Annotated in this window: 14 protein-coding genes; 11 read left to right on the plus strand and 3 right to left on the minus strand. The window is 68.6% G+C overall.

Going from position 1 to position 19,469, the window contains the following annotated elements:
• The first annotated feature begins 189 nt into the window (after positions 1 to 189).
• From R5W23_RS15380 to R5W23_RS15415, 8 genes are all read left to right on the plus strand, one after another.
• Entirely contained in the window at positions 190 to 1,149 is a 960-nt protein-coding gene (locus R5W23_RS15380; RefSeq protein ID WP_320687046.1) for an ExeA family protein, read from the plus strand.
• Between the two features lie 52 nt (positions 1,150 to 1,201).
• Complete coding sequence (locus tag R5W23_RS15385) at positions 1,202 to 2,152, plus strand: tyrosine-protein kinase family protein (protein ID WP_320687047.1); 951 nt, start codon at positions 1,202 to 1,204, stop codon at positions 2,150 to 2,152.
• A 127-nt stretch (positions 2,153 to 2,279) separates the two neighbouring features.
• The gene (locus tag R5W23_RS15390) at positions 2,280 to 2,705 is read left to right on the plus strand and encodes a hypothetical protein (protein WP_320687048.1); all 426 of its coding nucleotides are present in this window, start codon (positions 2,280 to 2,282) and stop codon (positions 2,703 to 2,705) included.
• A gap of 373 nt (positions 2,706 to 3,078) precedes the next feature.
• On the plus strand, positions 3,079 to 3,351 hold the full coding sequence (locus tag R5W23_RS15395; RefSeq protein ID WP_010035434.1) for a WXG100 family type VII secretion target: 273 nt from the start codon (positions 3,079 to 3,081) through the stop codon (positions 3,349 to 3,351).
• A gap of 79 nt (positions 3,352 to 3,430) precedes the next feature.
• Positions 3,431 to 4,087, plus strand: a complete 657-nt coding sequence (locus R5W23_RS15400) for a hypothetical protein (RefSeq protein ID WP_320687049.1) — start codon at positions 3,431 to 3,433, stop codon at positions 4,085 to 4,087.
• Positions 4,084 to 4,305: a hypothetical protein gene (locus R5W23_RS15405; RefSeq protein WP_010035439.1), complete on the plus strand. Its 222-nt coding sequence runs from the start codon at positions 4,084 to 4,086 to the stop codon at positions 4,303 to 4,305. The genes R5W23_RS15400 and R5W23_RS15405 overlap by 4 nt, the downstream gene beginning before the upstream one ends.
• A gap of 73 nt (positions 4,306 to 4,378) precedes the next feature.
• Positions 4,379 to 8,245, plus strand: coding sequence for an FtsK/SpoIIIE domain-containing protein (locus R5W23_RS15410; protein WP_320687050.1), 3,867 nt, complete (start codon positions 4,379 to 4,381; stop codon positions 8,243 to 8,245).
• Positions 8,246 to 8,294: 49 nt separating this feature from the next.
• On the plus strand, positions 8,295 to 9,452 hold the full coding sequence (locus R5W23_RS15415; RefSeq protein ID WP_320687051.1) for an NAD(P)-binding domain-containing protein: 1,158 nt from the start codon (positions 8,295 to 8,297) through the stop codon (positions 9,450 to 9,452).
• A 138-nt stretch (positions 9,453 to 9,590) separates the two neighbouring features.
• Here R5W23_RS15415 and R5W23_RS15420 read toward each other — a convergent pair whose 3' ends face one another.
• Positions 9,591 to 10,472, minus strand: a complete 882-nt coding sequence (locus tag R5W23_RS15420) for a sulfurtransferase (protein ID WP_320687052.1) — start codon at positions 10,470 to 10,472, stop codon at positions 9,591 to 9,593.
• 234 nt (positions 10,473 to 10,706) lie between these two features.
• On the opposite strand from R5W23_RS15420, the gene R5W23_RS15425 reads away from it, so the two are divergent.
• Positions 10,707 to 12,467 carry a prenyltransferase/squalene oxidase repeat-containing protein gene (locus tag R5W23_RS15425; RefSeq protein ID WP_320687053.1) on the plus strand — a complete coding sequence of 587 codons (1,761 nt, stop codon included), beginning with the start codon at positions 10,707 to 10,709 and terminating at the stop codon, positions 12,465 to 12,467.
• A gap of 44 nt (positions 12,468 to 12,511) precedes the next feature.
• Here R5W23_RS15425 and leuS read toward each other — a convergent pair whose 3' ends face one another.
• Entirely contained in the window at positions 12,512 to 15,316 is a 2,805-nt protein-coding gene (gene leuS / locus R5W23_RS15430; RefSeq protein WP_320687054.1) for a leucine--tRNA ligase, read from the minus strand.
• A gap of 775 nt (positions 15,317 to 16,091) precedes the next feature.
• Positions 16,092 to 17,513: a WD40 repeat domain-containing protein gene (locus R5W23_RS15435; RefSeq protein ID WP_320687055.1), complete on the minus strand. Its 1,422-nt coding sequence runs from the start codon at positions 17,511 to 17,513 to the stop codon at positions 16,092 to 16,094.
• 150 nt (positions 17,514 to 17,663) lie between these two features.
• On the opposite strand from R5W23_RS15435, the gene R5W23_RS15440 reads away from it, so the two are divergent.
• Both R5W23_RS15440 and R5W23_RS15445 read left to right on the plus strand, forming a co-directional pair.
• The gene (locus R5W23_RS15440) at positions 17,664 to 18,536 is read left to right on the plus strand and encodes a phosphoribosylaminoimidazolesuccinocarboxamide synthase (RefSeq protein WP_320687056.1); all 873 of its coding nucleotides are present in this window, start codon (positions 17,664 to 17,666) and stop codon (positions 18,534 to 18,536) included.
• 118 nt (positions 18,537 to 18,654) lie between these two features.
• Positions 18,655 to 19,416, plus strand: coding sequence for a nucleotidyltransferase domain-containing protein (locus R5W23_RS15445; protein WP_320687057.1), 762 nt, complete (start codon positions 18,655 to 18,657; stop codon positions 19,414 to 19,416).
• The last annotated feature ends 53 nt before the right edge of the window (positions 19,417 to 19,469 follow it).

Genomic DNA, 19,469 nt, shown 5'->3' on the forward strand with positions numbered 1-19,469 from the left:
GTACCGGGTGTGCAAGTACGAAATCGTATGCCGTTTATGCCGGAAAAATTAAGGAGAAAAACTGTAGTCGCCGGCTTGACAGGGGTCCGAAATGAAGGGGTGAAGTTGGGGCTTCACAATCGCCGATTACGCTGCCACGGGGGCACGGGTTCGCTCCCCTGTTCGGTGCGTTGCAACGGAGAAGCCGTCGTGGATTGGTCGCACTTCGGCATGGACCGCGCGCCGTTCCGCCCCGCGGTGGACCCCGCCGCCTACTTCGCGGCGCCGGGCCACGAGGCGGCCCTGGCGGGGCTGGTGGGCGCGTTCGCCCGGCGCGACCCGCTCGTCCTCATCGACGGCCCGTCCGGCGTCGGCAAGTCGCTCGTCACCCGCAAGTGGCTCGACGACCTGCTGCCCGACGTGCCCCGGGTGCTGATCCCGAACGCCCGCGCCGAGAAGCCGGCCGACCTGCTCCAGGCGGTCCTGTTCGACCTCGGGAAGCCGTACCAGGGGCTCACCGAACAGGAGCTGCGGCTCGCGGTGACCGGCCACCTGCTCGACGCCGCCGGCGGCGGGTTCCCGACGGTGCTCGTGATCGACGAGGCCCAGCACCTGAGCCACGCGGCCCTCGAGGAGCTGCGCCTGCTGGGCAACCTGGAGTCGCGCGCCGGAGCGGTGGCCTTCGCGGTGCTGGTCGCGCACGCGCGGCTCCGGGACGCGCTCCGCCTCCCGGCCTACGCGCCGGTCGCCGACCGCATCGGCACACGGTGCCGGATCGAGGCGTTCGGCGCCGAGGAGTCCGCGGCGTACCTGGCGCACCAGGTGCGGGCGGCCGGCGGCGACCCCCTCAAGGTGTTCGACGAGGGCACCGTCGCGCTGCTGAGCTCCGCGTGCGGCGGGGTGCCGCGGGTGCTGAACCGGGCCGCGGCGCTCGCGTTCGAGCTGAGCGCCGAAGCCGGGGCGCCGGCCGTGGACGTGGAAGCGGCTCTTGAGGCGCTCGAGCGCCTCGGCCGCACCCCGCCCGACGCGGACGGGACCGGCGAGGCGGTGCTGCTGCCGCACCCCGCCCGCGAGCAGCCGCCGGCCCGCAAGCCCAGAACCCAGGCGGCCGGCGAGCGCGGCTCGGCGCGCGAGCCCAAAGACAAGCCGGGCCGCAAGCGGCCGGCGTGAGTTCACCAGATTCGATCCCAGCACGACAACGGCGATTATTTAGGGGCTGCGAATGAGCAGGGTGTTTAGCGCCATGACGGGAACGAACCTGGCCCGCGCGATCTCGATCGAGGAGCCCGCCGGCCCGGACGACGCGTTCGTCGTCGGGTCCGAGAGCCCGCCGTTCGTCGAGATCGGCGGGCCGAGCGGCCCCATCTTCTCCGCGCCGCACAAGCCCGTCGTGGAAGCGAAGAAGCCCGAGCCGCGGGCGTTCCCGCGCATCGCCGCCCCCGCCCCGGCCCCCGCGGCGCCGGCCGTTGCCGCGGACGCCGCTCCCGCGGCCCTGCTGTCGGTGCGGTTCCACGACGCCGCGCCGCGCCCGGCGCACCGCCCGGGGACCGGCCCCGACGCCGGGCTGGTGGCCCTGCACTTCCCCGACCACGCCGTGAGCAGCGAGTACCGCCAGCTCCGCGACGAGGTGCGGAAACAGCTCCCGGAGGCCACCTCCCGCGCGCTCACCTTCACGGCAGCGGCACCGGACGCCGGCACCACCACGGTGCTGCTGAACCTCGCCGTGACCCTGGCCCGCGGCGGGCAGCGGGCGGTCGTGGTGGACACGAACTTCACGCGCCCCGGGGTCGCGGCCAAGCTCGCGCTGCAAGCCGGGCCGGGGCTCGCGGAGGTGCTCGGCCAGCACCTGCCCCTTCCGTGGGCGCTCCAGCCGACGCCCGTCCAGAGCCTTCAGGTGCTCACCGCCGGCGCGCCGAACGATCACACCGCCGGCGCCGTGGGGCGCGACCTACCGAAGCTGATCGCGCAACTGCGCCAGTGGTTCGACTGGGTGCTGATCGACGCCGGCGTGTGGGGCGTGGTGCCGGAGCGTGACGCCACCTGCTCGGCCGCCGACGCCGTGTACCTCGTGAGCCGCGAGGGCGACGTTGAGCGCAACGAGTTCGCCGGGCTGAAGACGTGGGTGAAGCAGCTCGGCGGCTCGCTCCGCGGGTACGTCACGACGCGGGCCTGACCCCCCGAAGGGGGCTCGTCCCGCCTTCGTCTTGACCCTCACCCGCCCTGGGCATAAACGGCCCCGCACCTCACCGGCTCACAGCCGGCCGAGGTGCGGGGCCGCACTCACGACTACGGGGTGTATCATGACGCGGGTGGCACTGGTATCCGGATTCGTTCTGGCGATCACGTTCGCTTCGGCCGGGGCTGATGACAAGCCGCTCCCCGCGGGCTCCGGCCGCGTTGCGGCCAAGGAGTACGTCGAGGTCGACGAAAAAGGGGTTGCGAACGCGCGGTTCCGGCTCCGCGTGCGCGAGGCGACGCCCAACATCCTTGAGATTCGCGGTATCAACGGGTGGGTGGCCTTCACTTCCTACGACGAGGGCCAAAAGGAGTACCGCGGGTTCTTCGAGTGGCAACAAATGGGCGCCCTCGGTAACCCGGGCGGAAAGTGGGCGGACCTGTACCAAGTTCGGTTGGTCCGCCAAGCGAACGGCGAACTCCTGATGACCGGAAAGTCCAAGAACAACGACTTCGTCATCCGCGCGAAGGAGTACGGACCTACTCCTTGAGGGCGTCACGGAACCGCCCGGCACGGGCGACCGGCCTTCTGACTTCGCAACACTTCCCACCCACAACCAAGTGTCGGGTGAGTCGGGCGAACGGGGTCCCGATCAGTTTTCGGGCCGGTTCGCCAACCTCATTGCTCTAACCACATTTCGCGAACCGGCGCGACCGCAGACCGCTGGACTACCAACACTTTTAGCGTGCCGCGCGGGTCGGGCGAACGGCAGCGGCGCGGGTCACCGCCGTCAGGACCGTTTCCGTGTCGCGCGAAGCACCGCGCACCAGTTTCACGAAAAACTCGCGCCAACATTCGCCGCCGAGCTGTGATAAGATGAGTGGGCTCCCTTCCACGTCTTTCGCCCGCGGAGTTCCGACGCCATGTCACAGGCCATTGTGGACCCGGCCGAGGTGCGCCGGTTCGCCAGCAGCCTCAAGCGGTTCAACGCCGACATGCAGTCCGCGCTCGCCGGGTTGCACGGGCAGCTCACCGCGCTCGGGGACAGTTGGCGCGACCAGGAGCACGACCGGTTCCGACAAGAGTTCGAGGCCACCATGCTCGTGATGGAGCGGTTCCTCACGATGTCGGAAGAGCACGTACCGTTTCTGCTCCGCAAGGCCGAGCGGATCGAGGAGTATCTGTCCCAGCGTTAGTGCCGCGGCACGCCGGGCCGCCCGCACACCGCCGGCGGTTGGGAGCTGACGACCTGCTGACCTGAGCCCGGGACCCTTCATGAGCGCCGACGTCCGCTCGATCGCCGCGGTCATCGACTGGCACGCGGCCCTCACGAACTACCGCGACGGGCTCGACGAGGCGATGGCCGGCGTCGATCTCGAGATCCGCCGCGCGTACGACTGGCTCGAGGAGCAACTCAAGCGGTGGCAGCGGGCCGTGCGCGACTGCGAAGAAGAGGTCGTTCGCGCGAAGGCCGAGCTTTCACAGCGGAAGTTCCCCAACTGGGACGGCCGCGAGCCCGACTGCACCGTCCAGGAAAAGGCCCTCCGGCTCGCGAAAGCGCGCCTGGAGCACGCCGAAGAGAAGGTCGTCACGGTGCGCCGGTGGCTCGGCCGCCTGCCGAAAATGGTGGACGAAACGTTCACCGGCTCGTCCCGCCGGCTCAAGTCAATGCTCGAATCCGACTTGCCCAACGCTTTGACCGCGTTGAACCGGCGGATCGCGGCCCTGGAGAGCTACGCGGGGCTGCGCACGGACTACGCCCCGGCGCCGGCGGCGCTACCGGCGCCGGCTGCCGAAACAAAAGGCGCGGCGGACACGCCCCCGGCGGGGGCGGAAAGCGCGGGGGCCGATTCGGCGGCCGTCCCGGAAGTTCATTCCTCCACCCTTCCCCCCGGCGCGGGAGCGGGTCCAATCGGTGAGGGCCGGTCATGAAGTTCGGTGCCACCCGCAGCCAGATCTACGACGCCCAAAAGACCGCCCGCGCCAAATGGGACGAAACGTTCACCTCCTGGGACGACCAGGTCCACCGGGAGCACGAGGAGAAGGTGGTCGAACCGCTCGACCACGCGGTCAGCGACGCACTACGGGCCATCGACCAGCTCGCGGTACTGTTCACCCAGATCCGCCTGGAGTGCGAGTTCCCGTCGTGACCCGTCGTCGGGTCGTCCGCGTTCACGTTTCCTGAGTGCGCCCGCACGTCGCCCACTTACGCACGGTGCATCCATGCCCGACAACTTGTTCGATCACCAGCGGGCCGCGCTCGCGGGCCTCTCCGACGCCGCCCGCGAGCGCGCCGCCGCCGAAGCCGAGTTGACCGCCGCGTTCGAGACCGCCCGCGATAAGGCCGAGCGGGACATCGCCCGCACACGGAAGGCGCACGCCGCCGCCCTTGAAGGGGAGCTTACCGAACTCGACACGGAACGCGCCACTACGCTCGCGCGTATCGCCACCGACTTCACCGCCGAGCAGGTGCGTCAGGACCGCACCCGCGAGGAGCGGCGCAAGCTCCTCATCGACCGGTTCCATGCCGCGGAGAAGAGCGGGCAGGCCAAGTTCGACGAGCAGTTGTGGAGCCACCACACGCTCCTTGAGGCCGGCGAGAAGACCGCGCGGGACCAACACGACACGCTCCAGCGCAAAGCCGCCGCGGGGGCCGAACAGGTGGAATCGCTGTGGGCGGACGCCGAACCGCTCCTGAAGCGCGGGCGGGTGACACGGGCGGCCGTCGAGTCCGCCGAAGCGCTGCCGGAACCCGGCGACGACGACCCCATCAAGCGGATGAACAAGTGGCTCGGCGCCGCTAACAAGAGCGTCGAGCGGCTGGCACGGGCGAAAACGCCGGCGTGGGGTTCGCCGCTGCGCCTTACCGTGTTGCTGGCGCTGTTCGCGGGCGTCAGTGCGAGTTCGTTCGCGGCTGTGCCGGATGTCGCCACGGCCGGGGCGATCACCGGCGGCGCCGCCGTGGTGCTCGGGTTCGGGTCGTGGCTGTTGCTCCGGTGGCTCGGCAAGCGGACCACGCTCCGTGAAGGGACCGTGATCGCACAGCAACTCGCGGAGGCGGCGCGTGCGTGCCAGTTGCTCCGGGAGTTCGCAACGACGCAGCACGCGGCCGAGAGCCGGCGCTTGAACGAAAAGCACGACCGGGACCGGCAGCGCACCGAGGAGCACTACAAACCGTTGTTGGCGTCGCAGAAGAGGCAGTTTGAAGACGAGCTGCGGCGGCTCGACTCCGACTTCGCAACGGCCGCGGAGCGGCTCCGGAACAAGCGCGACGCCGACACCCGCACCGCCGACAACCAGTACGACACCAAGAAGGCCGAAACCGAATCGCGCAGAGGCGGCGAGTTGGCCGCCGCGGAGGCGACGTTCGCCGAACGCCTGGCCCAACTGACCGCGGCCCGCGACGCCCAGTGGGAGAAGATGGCGGGCGCCTGGAACACCACCACCCAAAGCGTGACCGGCACCTTTGATGAACTCCGGGCCGCGGGCGCCGCGTTCCCTGCGTGGGATGCGTTCACACCGAACCGCCCGCTCGCGGACCGCGTCCCCGCGGGCATCCGCTTCGGCTCGGTGAGTGTCGATCTGGGTGCGATCACTGACGCCGTACCCACCGACCCGCGGCTGGCACCTCCAGCAGCGCTGAGCGGCGAGGTGCCGGCGTACTTGCCCTTCCCGGACCGTTGCTCGGTGCTGATGCGGTGCCGCGACGAGGGCCGCGCCGCCGGCATCTCGGCCCTGCAAGCGATGATGCTGCGTTTCCTCACCGGTTTGCCGGCCGGCAAAGTCCGGTTCACGATCGTTGACCCGGTCAGCCTCGGCGACAGCTTCGCCGCGTTCATGCACCTCGCGGACTACGACGAGAAGCTGGTCACCTCGAAGATCTGGACCGACCCGCGCGACATCGAGGCGCGGCTCTCGGACCTGACCGACCACACCGCGAGCGTGATCCAGAAGTACCTGCGCAACCAGTACAAGTCGATCGAGGAGTACAACAAGGCGGCCGGCGAGGTGGCCGAGCCGTACCGCGTGCTGGTGGTCGCGAACTTCCCGAACAACTTCACCCCGGAGGCGGCCAAGCGCCTCGTCAGCCTCGCGAACAGCGGCCCGTCGTGCGGCGTGTGCGTGCTGGTGACGGCGGACACGCGCGCCGCGATGCCGCGCGACTTCAACATCGCCGACCTCGAAGCCGCCAGCTACACGCTCGTCTGGAAGGACAACACCTTCGTGCCGAAAGACCCGGTGCTGGCCCCGTTCGTGCCGGTACTCGACCGGCCGCCGGAGCCGGCAGTGATCGCTAGCATCGTTCAGCGGGTCGGCAAAGGCAGCAAGGAAGCGGCCCGGGTGGAGGTGCCGTTCGAGTACATCGCCCCCAGGCCCGAGGACGTCTGGACCGGCAGCGCGGCGAAGAGTTTCGATGTGGCCGTGGGCCGCGCGGGCGCGACGCGGAAGCAACTGTTCTCGCTCGGCCGTGGTACGGCGCAGCACGCCGTGATCGCGGGGAAAACCGGGTCCGGCAAGTCCACTCTGCTGCACGCGCTGATTACGAACCTCGCGCTCACCTACAGCCCCGACGAAGCGGAACTCTATCTGATCGACTTCAAGGAAGGGGTCGAGTTCCAGTGGTACGCCAACTACCGGCTGCCGCACGCGCGGGTCGTGGCGATCCAGAGCGAGCGCGAGTTCGGGCTGAGCGTGCTCCAGCGCCTGGACGGCGTCCTGCGCGAGCGCGGCGAGAAGTTCCGTGACGCCGGCGTCAACGACCTGGCCGGCTACCGCGCGGCCGTGCCGCACGAGAAGACGCCGCGCATCCTTCTGGTGATCGACGAGTTCCAGGCGTTCTTCACCGAGGACGACAAGCTCGCGCAAGAGGCGTCGCTCCTGCTCGACCGGCTGGTGCGCCAGGGCCGCGCCTTCGGGATGCACGTCCTGCTCGGCTCGCAAACGCTCGGGGGCTCGTACTCCCTCGCGCGAAGCACCATCGACCAGATGGCAGTGCGCGTCGCGCTCCAGTGCTCCGACGCCGACGCGCAAATGATCCTCAGCAAGGACAACACCGCCGCCCGGTTGCTGTCGCGGCCCGGTGAGGCGATCTACAACGACCAGAACGGCATGGTCGAAGGGAACGACCCGTTCCAGGTGGTGTGGCTCGCGGAGGAGAAGCGCGAGCAGGTGCTCGAAGAGCTCCACGCGCGGGCCGGCGACCGGTGGCCCGCGCCGCTGGTGTTCAGCGGGAACTCCGCCGCGGTGCTCGCGAACAACCGCCCGCTGGCGAAGCAGTTGCGCGAGCCGGCGCCCGTGAAAGTGCCGACCGCGTGGCTCGGCGATCCGGTGGCCATCAAGGAGCCGACGGCGGCCCTGTTCCGCGCCCACGGCGGCTCGAACCTGCTCATGATCGGCCAGAGCGAGGAGGCCGCCCGGGCGCTGTTCGTCTCTGCGGTACTCAGCCTCGCGGCTCAGGCGCCCGAAACGAAGTTCACCGTCCTCGACGGCACCCCGGACGACGCGGACGAAGCCGAATACCTCCGCAAGTTTACCGAGAAGTTGCCTGCCGCTTCCGCCCCGAACCGTGCTGGCCTGCCCGCGGCACTCGCGGAACTGACGGGCGAGATCGATAAGCGCCAAAAGGGAGAAAGCGAACGCACGCCGCGGTTCGTGCTGATCTTCGGCATCCACCGGTTCCGCGAACTGCGCAAAGCCGAGGACGATTTCAGCTTCGGGCGCCGTGGCGAGCGCGAACCGTCCCCCGCCGAGCGGCTCGCGACGATCCTGAAGGACGGCCCGCTCTCGGGTGTTCACGCGGTCGTGTGGTGCGACTCGCTCGTGAACCTGAACCGCGCGTTCGACCGGCCGCTCCTGCGCGAGTTCGCGCTGCGGGTGCTGTTCCAGATGAGCGCGACCGACTCCAGTACCCTGATGGACGCGCCGACCGCCTCGAAGTTGGGCCGGCACCGGGCGCTGTACCTCCAGGACGAGCAGGAGCGGCCCGAGAAGTTCCGCCCCTACGGGCTGCCCGCGCCGGAGTGGCTCGACGAAGCGTGCGCTGCCGTTCGAGCGCGTGTCACATTGCAGCCAGAACCCGCGCCGGTATAACGTGTTGCCTGTCACGAACGCTCCGGGCGACAACAGGACAAGAACGGCAATGGCTAAGGCGCAACCGCTGCGGGTGGCGGTCATCGGTGCGGGTCCGATCGGCATCGAAGCCGCACTGTATGCGAAGACGTGCGGGTTCACGGTGTCGGTGTTCGACCGCGGCCCTGTGGGCGAGCACCTGCGCCGCTGGGGGCACGTCAAGTTGTTCACCCCGTTCGGGTGGAACGTTACGCCGCTCGGTCTCGCCGAAGTGCGGCGCGAGAAGGGGTCGCGCACCATCCCGGGTGAAACCGACCTGCTCACCGGACGCGAGTTCCTCGAAGCCTACACGACCCCCATCGCCGAATCCGAAACGTTGCTCGAATCGCTCAACCTCGAAGCCGCGGTGCTCCAGGTCGGGCGGGCGGCCGGCGTCAAAAAATCGGAAGTCGCGGACAAGCTCCCGTTCCGGCTGTTGGTCCGCGATGCTGCGGGCAAAGAGCGCATCGTAACGGCGGACGTCGTTCTCGACTGCACGGGCACGTACATCACCCCGCAGCGTCTGGGCGACGGCAACATCCCCGCGGTGGGCGAACTCGCGGCCCGGCAGCACATCGCCTGGGGCATCGAAGACGTTCTCGGCACCCGGAGAGCGCACTACGCGGGCAAAAGCATCGTCCTGGTGGGCGACAGCTACTCCGCGGCGACCACCATTTGTGCCCTTGCGGCGCTCGCGGAGGAAGCGAACGATACGTGGGTGGTCTGGCTCACACGCGGCCCGCGCGGGCAGCCGCTTCCACGCATCCCCAACGACCCGCTCAAGGAGCGCGACCGGTTGGCCGCGCGGGCGAACTCGCTCGCGACCCGGTGCGACGGCAACCTGGAGTTCCACCCGCAGACGGTCATTGATGAGGTCCTTTGCCACGGCCCAGACCAGGGCTTCCGCGTGTCCGGCCGGAGCAACGGCAAGCCCGTCGCCTGGGAGTGCGAGCGGCTCATTGCGAACGTGGGCTACCGCGCCGACCTGCGCATCAGCGACGGGTTGCGCGTGACCGAACCGGCCGGCGCCCCCGAGACCGGCGAGCCGGGGTACTTCGTCCTCGGCTCGAAGAGCTACGGACGCGACTCCGGGTTCTTGCTCCGCAACGGGTTCGATCAGATTCGCAACGTGTTCGCGCGTCTCACCGGCGCGCCGCGGCTCGACCATTACGCCAAGAAGGTGGCCTGATGCACCGCCCTGCCGTTTGTCGGGTTTCGGTTCCCGTCTTTATCACATAGCCCTTGCGACCCAAGCCGGGGCTACGGCCGCCACCCGACTCATCTCCGAGCGTGGTTCGCAATTGCCGCAGGTTTGATGCGGAAGCCCTCACTTCTTGTTGGGCTTCACCACGGGCGTGTCGTCGGCGTTTCCCCACTCGGACCAACTTCGGTAGTAGTTCCGGACGTCTTTCGCCCCCATCAGTTCCAGCCCGTAGGCCATCACCGACGCCCGGCCACCGGACTGGCAGTGGGTTACGGTGGAGCGGTCCAATTTGATGCCAGCGCCGTCGAACAGCTTCTTCAACTCGGTCGGGGACTTGAACCGCTGAGAGTCCTTCTCGATCAGATCGACCCACTCGAGTTGTTTGGCGCCCGGGATCGCGCCCGCGCGTTTGTTTTTCAGCGTATCGACGCCACAAAACTCCCCCTCCGAACGCGCGTCTACGATCTGGAGAGTGCCGCCTGGCAGAGACTTCAGCAGTTCGTCCTTTGTCGCCATGCGCTCGGGAGCGGCCACGGCCTTGAACGCACTGAACTTGATCGCGGGTTCCGCCCTCTCAGTCGGGTACTTGCCCTTTTCCCATCCGACCCAACCGCCGTTCAGGAGGCGAACATCCTTCACGCCCCAGTACCGAAGTATCCACCAGACGCGGGCGGCGTCCTTGGCTTGGTTGTCGTCGTAAACGACCACACGGCTGTCGGCAGTTAACCCGATGCTGCCGATCCGTTTACTCCAAACCCCCGCGTCCTTTCCGTCCCCGAAGCTGTTGGCCCACTCGGCGTGATCGACCCACCGGGCGCCCGGCACGTGACCGGCCTCGTACTGTGCCTTGGCTCGGGCGTCGAGGATCACAAAGCCCTGCCCCGCGTCCTTCTGAGCCAGCGCCGCAGGTTCGGTCAGTAGTTCGGGTCGTGGGTACTCCGCGGCACGGCCTTCAAAGGAAATCGCGAGCGTCAAAACCGTCATGGGAATGGCCAGTTTTGTCATAACGCTTCTCCCAAAAAGTCACATGTCTCTGCCGCGTCTACCGGCGACCCGGTCGGTCTGTTGTAGCTCAAGGCGTCTGGGCCGTACTACCCCGAACCGGCATCGGAATAACGGCCACCACGAAACCGCACTCTTACTGCGTCAACTCCGGTCGGTTGCCCTTGCGACCGGTTCTGCGGGTCCGGTAAGTTTTATCTGCCCTTCGATCCGCGTGCCGGAAAGGAACCCCGCACCGTGAACAACACCTACGTAACACCTGAGCCCCTCTCCGAACGCGACGCAACCTGGTTCGAGGAACTGACCGTCACGCTCGCGCGGGGCCGCTCGGCCCTGCTCGGCCTTCAACACGAAGACGGCCACTGCGCTGGTGCGGTGGAAGCCAACGAACGCCTGGAAGCGGAGTTGGTCCTTCTGCTCGCGTTTCTTGGCAAACTCGACGATCATCGTATCGCCCCGGCCGCGCGATCAATTCTGAGTGCTCAACAGGCTGATGGCACGTGGGGCGATCTGGGCGCGTCGGTGAGGTCCTACTTCGCGCTGAAGCTCGCCGGACACGCCGCAGACGCGCCCCACATGACCAGCGCGGCCGAAGCGATACGGGCTCAGGGCGGAGCGGCCGCAGCCGACGCGCTCACGCGGGTCTGGCTGGCGGTCCTCGGCCAGCTACCGCACGCCGCGTGCGACCGAACGCCGGTTCAAAAAGTGCTCCTGCCGAAATGCCTCGGCGGTATCGATTCGTACCCCGAATGGGAGCGGGGTCAACGGGTCGCCCTGGGAATCGTTCAGGCTCACGAGCCGGTCGCCCCGCTCCCGGAAGTGCTCGGCGTAACGGAACTGTTCGCAGGCCCGGTTCCTGCGCACAAGCCGAGCGGCCCCCGGCCGTTTCGCAGCCGCGCCATTCGCACCGCCACGAACTGGCTGCGCGCGCGGTACAGCGAGAACGGCCCGGACTCCCACTTCCGCACACTCGCGTTCACGGCCGTCGCGCTCAAATCAATCGGTGTGCCGGCCGACGACGCCGAAATGCACTGGGTACTGGGCCAGCTTCAATCGCTGTGTGCGATCAAAGACGGAGCGCTCACGGTGCGGCCGTTCCGGGCGCCCGTCCGTGACACCGCGCTCGCGCTCCTCACCCTGACAGCCACCGCGTCGAGCGGCGTGTCCGCGTCACGGGATGCGATCGCCGAGTGGCTGCTGGAGTGCGATTCCCGCCCCGCCCCCCGGCGCGACGCGGGAACGGCCGCGCTGGTCCTGGCCGCCCTCGCCCGCGGGGGGCACGTGCGGAACGCGACGGCGAGCGCGGTGGTGTACCGTTCGCTCAACGAACTGCTGGCGCTCCAGAACCGTGACGGCGGGTGGGCGGCGTTCGACCGCGGGGTGAGCGGCGACCCGAGTTGCCCGGCGGTGACGGCGTGCGTGCTCGAAGCAATCGGTCACTTCGGGTTCCGTGTCGGTCAGCGGCCGGTGGACACCGCGGTGCGGTTCATCCTCGACCGCCAGGAGGTCAGCGGGCCGTGGCACACCCGCTGGGCCGGCGGGGCGATTGAGACGACGTGGCGGGTGTTCGCCGGGCTCCACGCGGTCGGGTTCGACGTGTACGACCTCCCGATCCGGCGGGCGGTGCGCTGGCTCAAGGAGCTACAAAACGCAGACGCGAGTTGGGGCAGCGCGACCGAAACCGCATGGGCGGTTCTGGCACTCCTGGCCGCGGGTGAAGGGGAGAGCGAGGAGGCGCGCGCGGGCGCCGAGTTCATCGCCGGCACGCAGCGCGCCGACGGCACCTGGCCCGAGAAAGGCTTCCCCTGCACCGGCTTCGCCTCCGGGATTGAGTTGCGGAGCGAAACCGACGCGGTGTGCGCTCCGCTCCTGGCCCTGGGACGCTACGCGACCGACCGCGGGCAACCGGTCGAGGTCCGCAAAACGACGGTCCGCCGCGACGCCGGCCACCCGATCGCGGGGCCGAAAAGCACGCGGCACACCCTCGCGGAAATGTAGGCGTTTCGCGGGCCGGACGCTCGTGTGTCCGGCCCGACTGGCGCTCAAACAACCACGATGTTTACCAGCTTCCGCGGCACCACTTTCACCATCTTCACGGTCTTCCCGTCGATCGCGGCCTTCACGGCCTCGTCGGCGCGGGCCGCGGCTTCCAGTGCGGCGTCGTCGATCTCCGCGGGCACCTTCAGCACGGCCTTCTTCTTGCCGTTGATCTGAACCGGCACCTCGATCTCGTCGGCCTTCGCCAGCACGGGATCGAACTTCGGCCACGGTGCGTAGGCGAGCGTGTCCGTGTGCCCCAGCGCACGCCACAGCTCCTCCGCGACGTGCGGCGCGTACGGCGCCAGCAGCAGCACGAACGGTTCCAGCACCGTGTGGGGTCGGGCCTCCAGCTTGGTGGCGTGGTTCACGAACTCCATCATCGCGGAGATCGCGGTGTTGAAGCGCAACCCTTCGGTGTCCTCGCCCACCTTCTGGATGGTGCGGTGCAGCACGCGGAGCGTGTCGCGGTCCGGCTCCACGTCCTTCACCGCCGGGTTCAGCGTCAGCGATTCGGCCATGTCGTCAACGATCAGCCGCCACGCGCGCGAAAGGAAGCGGTAAACGCCTTCGACGCTCTTGGTGTTCCAGGGCTTCACCGCCTCCAGCGGTCCCATGAACATCTCGTACAGCCGCAGGCTGTCGGCCCCGTACTCCTTCACGATGTCGTCCGGGTTCACCACGTTCCCGCGGGACTTCGACATCTTGTCGGCCTTGCCGGTCAGCTCGATCTCGGTGCCCTTCAGGAAGGTTTTGCCCTTCTTCTTTTCGACCTGCTCGTCCGGCAGCGGGATCAGCGGCTTATCAACGCCCGAAACGCGCAGGACGTAGCTCTCCTTGTCCCCTTCTTCCTTCTTCGGAACGTGAACGGCGGTGATGCCTGCTGCGGCAATCGCATCCTTGTTCGCGGCATACGCCTCGGGCGTAACGTGGTATTCGTTCTCGCCCAGAATCATGCCCTGGTTCACCAGCCGCTGGAACGGCTCCGGGCACGGCAGGTAGCCGCGGTCGAACAGCACCTTGTGCCAGAACCGCGCGTACAGCAGGTGCAGCACCGCGTGCTCGGCCCCGCCGACGTACAGGTCGATGGGCAGCCAGTGCTTCAGCTTCGCGGGGTCGGCGAACGCGCCCGTGTTCTGCGGGTCGATGTAGCGCAGGAAGTACCAGCACGAGCCGGCCCACTGCGGCATCGTGTTCGTCTCGCGCTTGAAGCCCTTCCCGCCCGCCGTCACGTTCACCCAGTCGGTCGCCTTCGACAGCGGGCCTTCGGGGGTGCCCGTCGGCTTGAAGTCCTCCAGGTCCGGCGGCACCAGCGGCAGGTCGCCCGGCGACAGTGCGACCAGTTCGCCGCCCGCCCCGTGCAGCACCGGGAACGGCTCGCCCCAGTACCGTTGACGGCTGAACAGCCAGTCGCGCAGCTTGTAGTTCACCCGCCGGTGGCCGACCCCGCGCCCCTCCAGCGTGACGATCACGTCGCGCTTCGCCTCCGCGGTGGGCAGCCCGTTCAGGCGCCCGCTGTTGATCGCGATCCCTTCCTCGCAGTAGGGCTCCTTCAGGTCCGAGACGGTGCTGCCGGTTTTTGCCAGCCACTCGTCGGTGGGCCGGACGACGGTGACGATCGGCAGCCCGAACTCCTTCGCGAACTCGAAGTCGCGTTCGTCGTGCCCCGGCACGGCCATGATCGCGCCGGTTCCGTAGGTCGCCAGCACGTAGTCCGCGATCCAGATCGGGATCTTCTCGTTGCCCAGCGGATTAATGGCGTAGGCTCCGGTGAACACGCCGGTCTTCTTCTTGGCGGTCTCGGTGCGCTCGAAGTCGCTCTTGCGCGCCGCCGCCTGCTGGTACTCCTTCACCGCGGCGGCGTGCGACGGCGTGGTGATCGCCGGCACCAGCGGGTGCTCCGGGGACAGCACCATGTACGTCGCGCCGTACAGCGTGTCGGGGCGGGTCGTGAACACGCGCACGGTCGCGTCGTGGTCCGCCAGCTTGAACTCGACCTCGGCCCCCTCGCTCTTGCCGATCCAGTTCCGCTGCATCTCCTTAATGGAGTGCGACCAGTCCAGCGGCTCCAGGTCTTCCAGCAGCCGCTCGGCGTAGGCGGTGATCCGCATCAACCACTGGCGCAGCGGCCGGCGCTCGACCGGGTGCCCGCCGCGCTCGGATTTGCCGTCAATCACCTCTTCGTTCGCGAGCACGGTCCCCAGCGCCGGGCACCAGTTCACCGGCACCTCCGCTTGGTAAGCGAGGCGGTGGTCGTCCTGGTACTTGCGCACCGCGTCCGGCCCCTGGTCCGTTACCTCGGCAGGGATCGGCAGCTCGGCGATGGGCCGGCCCTTCCTGGCGACGGGGTCGTACCACGTGTCGTAGATGGTCAGGAAGATCCACTGGGTCCACTTGAAGTAGTTCGGGTCGGTGGTGTCGACCTCGCGTTCCCAGTCGTAAGAGAAGCCCAGCGCCTTGATCTGGCGGCGGAACGTGTTGATGTTCTGCTGCGTGGTGATGCGCGGGTGAACGTTCTTCTCGACGGCGTACTGCTCGGCGGGCAGGCCGTAGGCGTCCCAGCCCATCGGGTGCAGGACGTGGAAGTTGTTCATCCGCTTGAACCGCGCCAGGATGTCGGTCGCGGTGTACCCCTCGGGGTGGCCGACGTGCAGCCCGGCGCCGCTCGGGTACGGGAACATGTCCAGGATGTAGTACTTGGGCTTCCCTTCGGTGCCCGGCTCGCCCGGGTCGGCGGTGCGGAACGTCTTGTTCGTTTCCCAGAACTGCTGCCAGCGGCGTTCCACGTCGGCGTGATTATAACTCGGCATCGCGCGGCCTTGTGTGCGTGTAAATCGTAGGGCTTGGCTTACGCCGGCCCGAAACCCGCGTCCAGAAAAGTGATGACCGACGGGCGTCGGCGGTTCGCCCGCCCGCCGGGCCACCGCGTTAGCCGGCCGGGTTACCGCGTGGCGTGCGTTCAAAGCGGCGTAACTCGTGTCGCTCCGCCCTGGTACTCGTCAGTTGCGGCCGGTTCGGCCAACCGCGGTCGTTCGGACGAGTCGCGTCGCACCTACTCACCGCTAACTCGCATTCACAAAGCATTACAAATCATGATCTTGCGACTAATCTCCGACCACATCCCGGACCGCATCTCGCCCGTCACCCCCGTCCGTCTGGGCGGGATTCGTGGGTAGCGAACGGGTAGCTCCTGGGTAGCGAATCGCCGCCGTTCCGCCCGCTAATGTCCCGTCAGTGCCCCAGCAGGTCGTGCTGTAACCTCCGTTACACTTCACACACCCGAGTGCCGCCCGGTCCGCTCCGGTCTGCTGCCGCCCGGGTAGCGGCGAGGGTGTTCCGAGGTAGCGAACGGGAGCGGAACCCGCACATCGCACCCGCTGTGTGGTAGCTCGGTGCCAGTCCCCGGACCACCGCCGCTTCCGTCGGCAACCCTTCGCGGCCTCCAGGCGACACGCGGCGCGAATTGGCATCCGGGCTTGTCCCCCTGGCCCCTCCCTGGCCGGGAGAGAAGACACGCCGGGAGCGCCGCGCGCAGGTCACCCTATAGCGCTGATGGCAGGAGAGCGTTTCGCGCCTGTCCGCCGGTCACCCGCGGAGCAGATCGCGGATGGGCCACACTTTCACGCACCCGTCACCGCCGGCGCTGAACAGCTTCTCCCCGTCCGCCGAAACCGCCAGCCCCACAATCGGGCCGAGGTGCCAGTCGAACCGGGCGTGTGGCCGGAGCGAGCCGGCCTCGAAGACGTACAACTGGCCCTCGTAAGTTCCGGCGTAAACGAATTCGCCGCCCGGATCGGCCGCAACCGCTGTGACGAGTCCCAAGCGACTGGGCGGGACGGACCGGCTGCTGTTCGCGACCAGCGCCCCGGTGGCGATGTCCAGCGCCCGAAGCCCCTGGTTCCACACGAACACCCGCCGGCCGTCGTGCGAAAAGGTGCCGAGCGGCGCCTCACCGAGGTCCATCAACCGGCGCCCGGAGTTGATGTCGTACACCCGTCCGGGGCTCCCGCACTGCAAGAATTGCGATCCGTCGGGCGACACGGCGCTCTGTGCGGTGCCCACGTCCGCGACGAACCCCCGCACCCGCTCGCCCGACGGCACCCGCACCAGTTCGGCGTGCCCCGTGCCGGTCGTCGAGCGGTACGCGTGGGCCAGTACGAGGTCGGGCTCCGGAAGCGTGTGGACCGCCAGCACCGCCGCCCCGAACGGGTGCTCCGTCTCGACGCGCACGGGCTGATCGCCGGAGAGGTCGAACACCGTCACCTCGTACCCGTCGGCGGCCCAGGCCCCGCCGACGATCAGGTGCCGGGCGTCGGACGTGAACCCGACGGACAGCACCCGCTGGTCGAACGTCATCGTCGTGCGGGTCCGGTCCACGATGTCCCAGTAGGAGACGCGGGTGTCGCCCTCGCGCGCCGCCACCCGGCCCCCGTCCGGGGCGCAGGCCACCGCCCGCAGCGGTTCGCGGTCCCCGTACAGTACCCCCGGGAAGTTCGCCCGCAGCCCGTCGGGGCCGAGTTCTTCCTTGCGGTCGAAGCACGGGCCGCACATCGGCCCCATCCAGCTCAGCGACTCCGGCGTACCCACCGCCCCGCACCCGCACGCGCACACGACCTGTTCGGCGCCGTTCAGTGTGCGGCGGCACACGTACTCGGGGTACGCGTGGAACAGCGGCGGCCGTTTCTCAAGATCCTCCTTGTAGAGCAGCCGCTTCGCCTCGTCGTGCTCCACCCGCCGGCCCCGCACCACCACGTGCTTGCGCCCGATGGCGTCGGTCCACCACGCGGCGAGCACCTGCGTCGCCGGGACGCCCCCGCGCCCGCCGCGGAACATCTGGTGCCCCTCCGGCGCGCCGGCGATCGCCCGGGCGCACTTCTTCCACCGCGCCGGGTTATCGTCGAGCAGCCGCGACCGGCACCGCTTGTTCGCCGCCTCCGTGGCCCGCGTGACGGTTTCAACGACGGCCTCTTCGTCCGGGTCGATGAGTCGCACTTCGTGCTTGAGCATGGGTTACCGGAGCGTGGGCCACTGGCCCGCTCGCGCCCTTTCAGAATCGCCCGGAATAAACGCCGAGCGCACCGCCGCCCGGCCGAAGCGCCGCGGCCCCTAGAATGACCGCGTGCCCGATGTTCATTCTAACTCCACGCGTGTATCGTCATGTCTGCCGACCCCTTGTTGCAAAGTCAGGTGCCCGGACACACCCCGCGGCGCGGCAAAGTGCGCGACGTGTACGACCTCGGCGACACCCTCGTCATCGTCGCGACCGACCGCATCAGCGCGTTCGACTGGGTGCTCCCCACGCCGATCCCGGGTAAGGGCCAGATCCTCACCCAAATGACGCTGTTCTGGTTCAAGTGGCTCAACATCCCGAACCACCTCATCAGCGCGAACCTCTCTGACTTGCCGCCGGCGTTCCAGCGCGAGGAGTTGGAGGGGCGCGTCATGCTCGTGAAAAAGGCCACCGTCGTGCCGGTGGAGTGCGTCGCCCGCGGCTACCTCCTGGGGTCCGTCTGGAAGGAGTACCAGCGCCACAGCACCGTCTGCGGGCTCGCGCTCCCGAAGGGGCTGCGGCTCGCGGGCAAACTGCCCGAACCGCTGTTCACCCCCGCGACCAAGGCCGAGGACGGCGCGCACGACGAGAACATCACGTTCGAGGTGATGTCGAAGGCGGCCGGGGCCGAGACCGCGGCCGAGCTGAAAGCGAAAACCCTCGACGTGTACCGCCGCGCCGCGGCGCACGCCGAGAGCCGCGGCATCATCCTCGCCGACACGAAGCTCGAATGGGGCCGGCTCCCGAACGGCGAGTTGATCCTGATTGACGAGGTGCTAACCCCGGACAGCTCGCGGTTCTGGCCCAAGGACCGGTACCGCGAGGGGGAATCGCCGTCGTCGTTCGACAAGCAGTTCGTGCGCGACTGGCTCGAAGCGAGCGACTGGGACAAGGCCAGCCCGCCGCCGGTGCTGCCGGAGGGGGTGGTGAACAGCACCCTGGACAAGTACCGCGAAGCGCTCGACCGGCTCACGAGCTGACGTTGTTCTCGGTGCAACGCGGGCGCCCGCTCTTGGCCCCGCACACGAGAAAACTCCTCAGCAGATTGACACGCAAACCCAACAGCGGGCGGGACGCCCGCGCTCCACAGAGAACGACGTGCCCACGTCACACGACCTCGACCTGACCGCCCTCGCCCGCTGGGCCAACGCGCGCGTCCCCGACGCGCTGTTCTGGACCGTCAGCGGGTCGCACAGTTACGGGTTCCCGTCCGCGGACAGCGACATCGACCTGCGCGGGTGCTTCCGCGCGCCGCTCCGCGCCCTCGCGGGGCTGTGCCCGCCGGCCGAAACCCTCGAACCGAAGGGGACACTCGACGGGCGCGAGGTCGAGGCGGTGGCGCACGAGGTCGGCAAATACCTGCGGATGCTGTGCAAGCACAACGGGTACGTTCTGGAACAGGTGTTCTCGCCGCTCGTGGCGCACGGGGCGGATTTCCTCGCGCGGCTGCGTCCCGTGGCCGCGAAGTGCGTCACGAAGCACTGCCACAACCACTACCGCGGGTTCCTGCACACCCAGCGGAAGCTGTTCGAGAAGGAAAGCCCCAAGCGCGCCAAAACGCTCCTGTACGCGTACCGGGTGGCCCTCACCGGGGTCCACCTGCTCGAAACGGGCGAGGTGGAAACGCACCTGCCCACGCTCAACGAGCGGTTCAAGCTCCCCTTCATCCCCGAACTGATCGAGCGCAAGGCGGGCGCCGAGTTCGGCGCCCTGAGCGCCGTCGATGTCGAGTTCCACACCCGCCAGCTTACCGAATGGGAGCACCGGCTCGCCGCCGCGCACGAAGGGAGCACGCTGCCGACCGACGCGCCCGCGGACGAGCTGAACGCGCTGCTGCTCGAACTGCGCGACCTGCGCTGAACGTGGAAGCGGCACAGGCGCGGCGGTGTGGGGTGCGGCCGGCCCCGCGCGTG

This window comes from Gemmata algarum (genome assembly GCF_034097035.1).
Taxonomy (GTDB): Bacteria; Planctomycetota; Planctomycetia; order Gemmatales; family Gemmataceae; genus Gemmata; species Gemmata algarum.

What these genes read in the sequence shown, in the direction of transcription:
- R5W23_RS15390 (WP_320687048.1), top strand. Translation starts at nt 2,280, where the DNA reads ATGACGCGGGTGGCACTGGTATCCGGATTCGTTCTGGCGATCACGTTC.
- R5W23_RS15400 (WP_320687049.1), top strand. Translation starts at nt 3,431, where the DNA reads ATGAGCGCCGACGTCCGCTCGATCGCCGCGGTCATCGACTGGCACGCG.
- R5W23_RS15405 (WP_010035439.1), top strand. Translation starts at nt 4,084, where the DNA reads ATGAAGTTCGGTGCCACCCGCAGCCAGATCTACGACGCCCAAAAGACC.
- leuS (WP_320687054.1), bottom strand. Translation starts at nt 15,316, where the DNA reads ATGCCGAGTTATAATCACGCCGACGTGGAACGCCGCTGGCAGCAGTTC.
- R5W23_RS15395 (WP_010035434.1), top strand. Translation starts at nt 3,079, where the DNA reads ATGTCACAGGCCATTGTGGACCCGGCCGAGGTGCGCCGGTTCGCCAGC.
- R5W23_RS15415 (WP_320687051.1), top strand. Translation starts at nt 8,295, where the DNA reads ATGGCTAAGGCGCAACCGCTGCGGGTGGCGGTCATCGGTGCGGGTCCG.
- R5W23_RS15420 (WP_320687052.1), bottom strand. Translation starts at nt 10,472, where the DNA reads ATGACAAAACTGGCCATTCCCATGACGGTTTTGACGCTCGCGATTTCC.
- R5W23_RS15440 (WP_320687056.1), top strand. Translation starts at nt 17,664, where the DNA reads ATGTCTGCCGACCCCTTGTTGCAAAGTCAGGTGCCCGGACACACCCCG.
- R5W23_RS15435 (WP_320687055.1), bottom strand. Translation starts at nt 17,513, where the DNA reads ATGCTCAAGCACGAAGTGCGACTCATCGACCCGGACGAAGAGGCCGTC.
- R5W23_RS15385 (WP_320687047.1), top strand. Translation starts at nt 1,202, where the DNA reads ATGAGCAGGGTGTTTAGCGCCATGACGGGAACGAACCTGGCCCGCGCG.
- R5W23_RS15410 (WP_320687050.1), top strand. Translation starts at nt 4,379, where the DNA reads ATGCCCGACAACTTGTTCGATCACCAGCGGGCCGCGCTCGCGGGCCTC.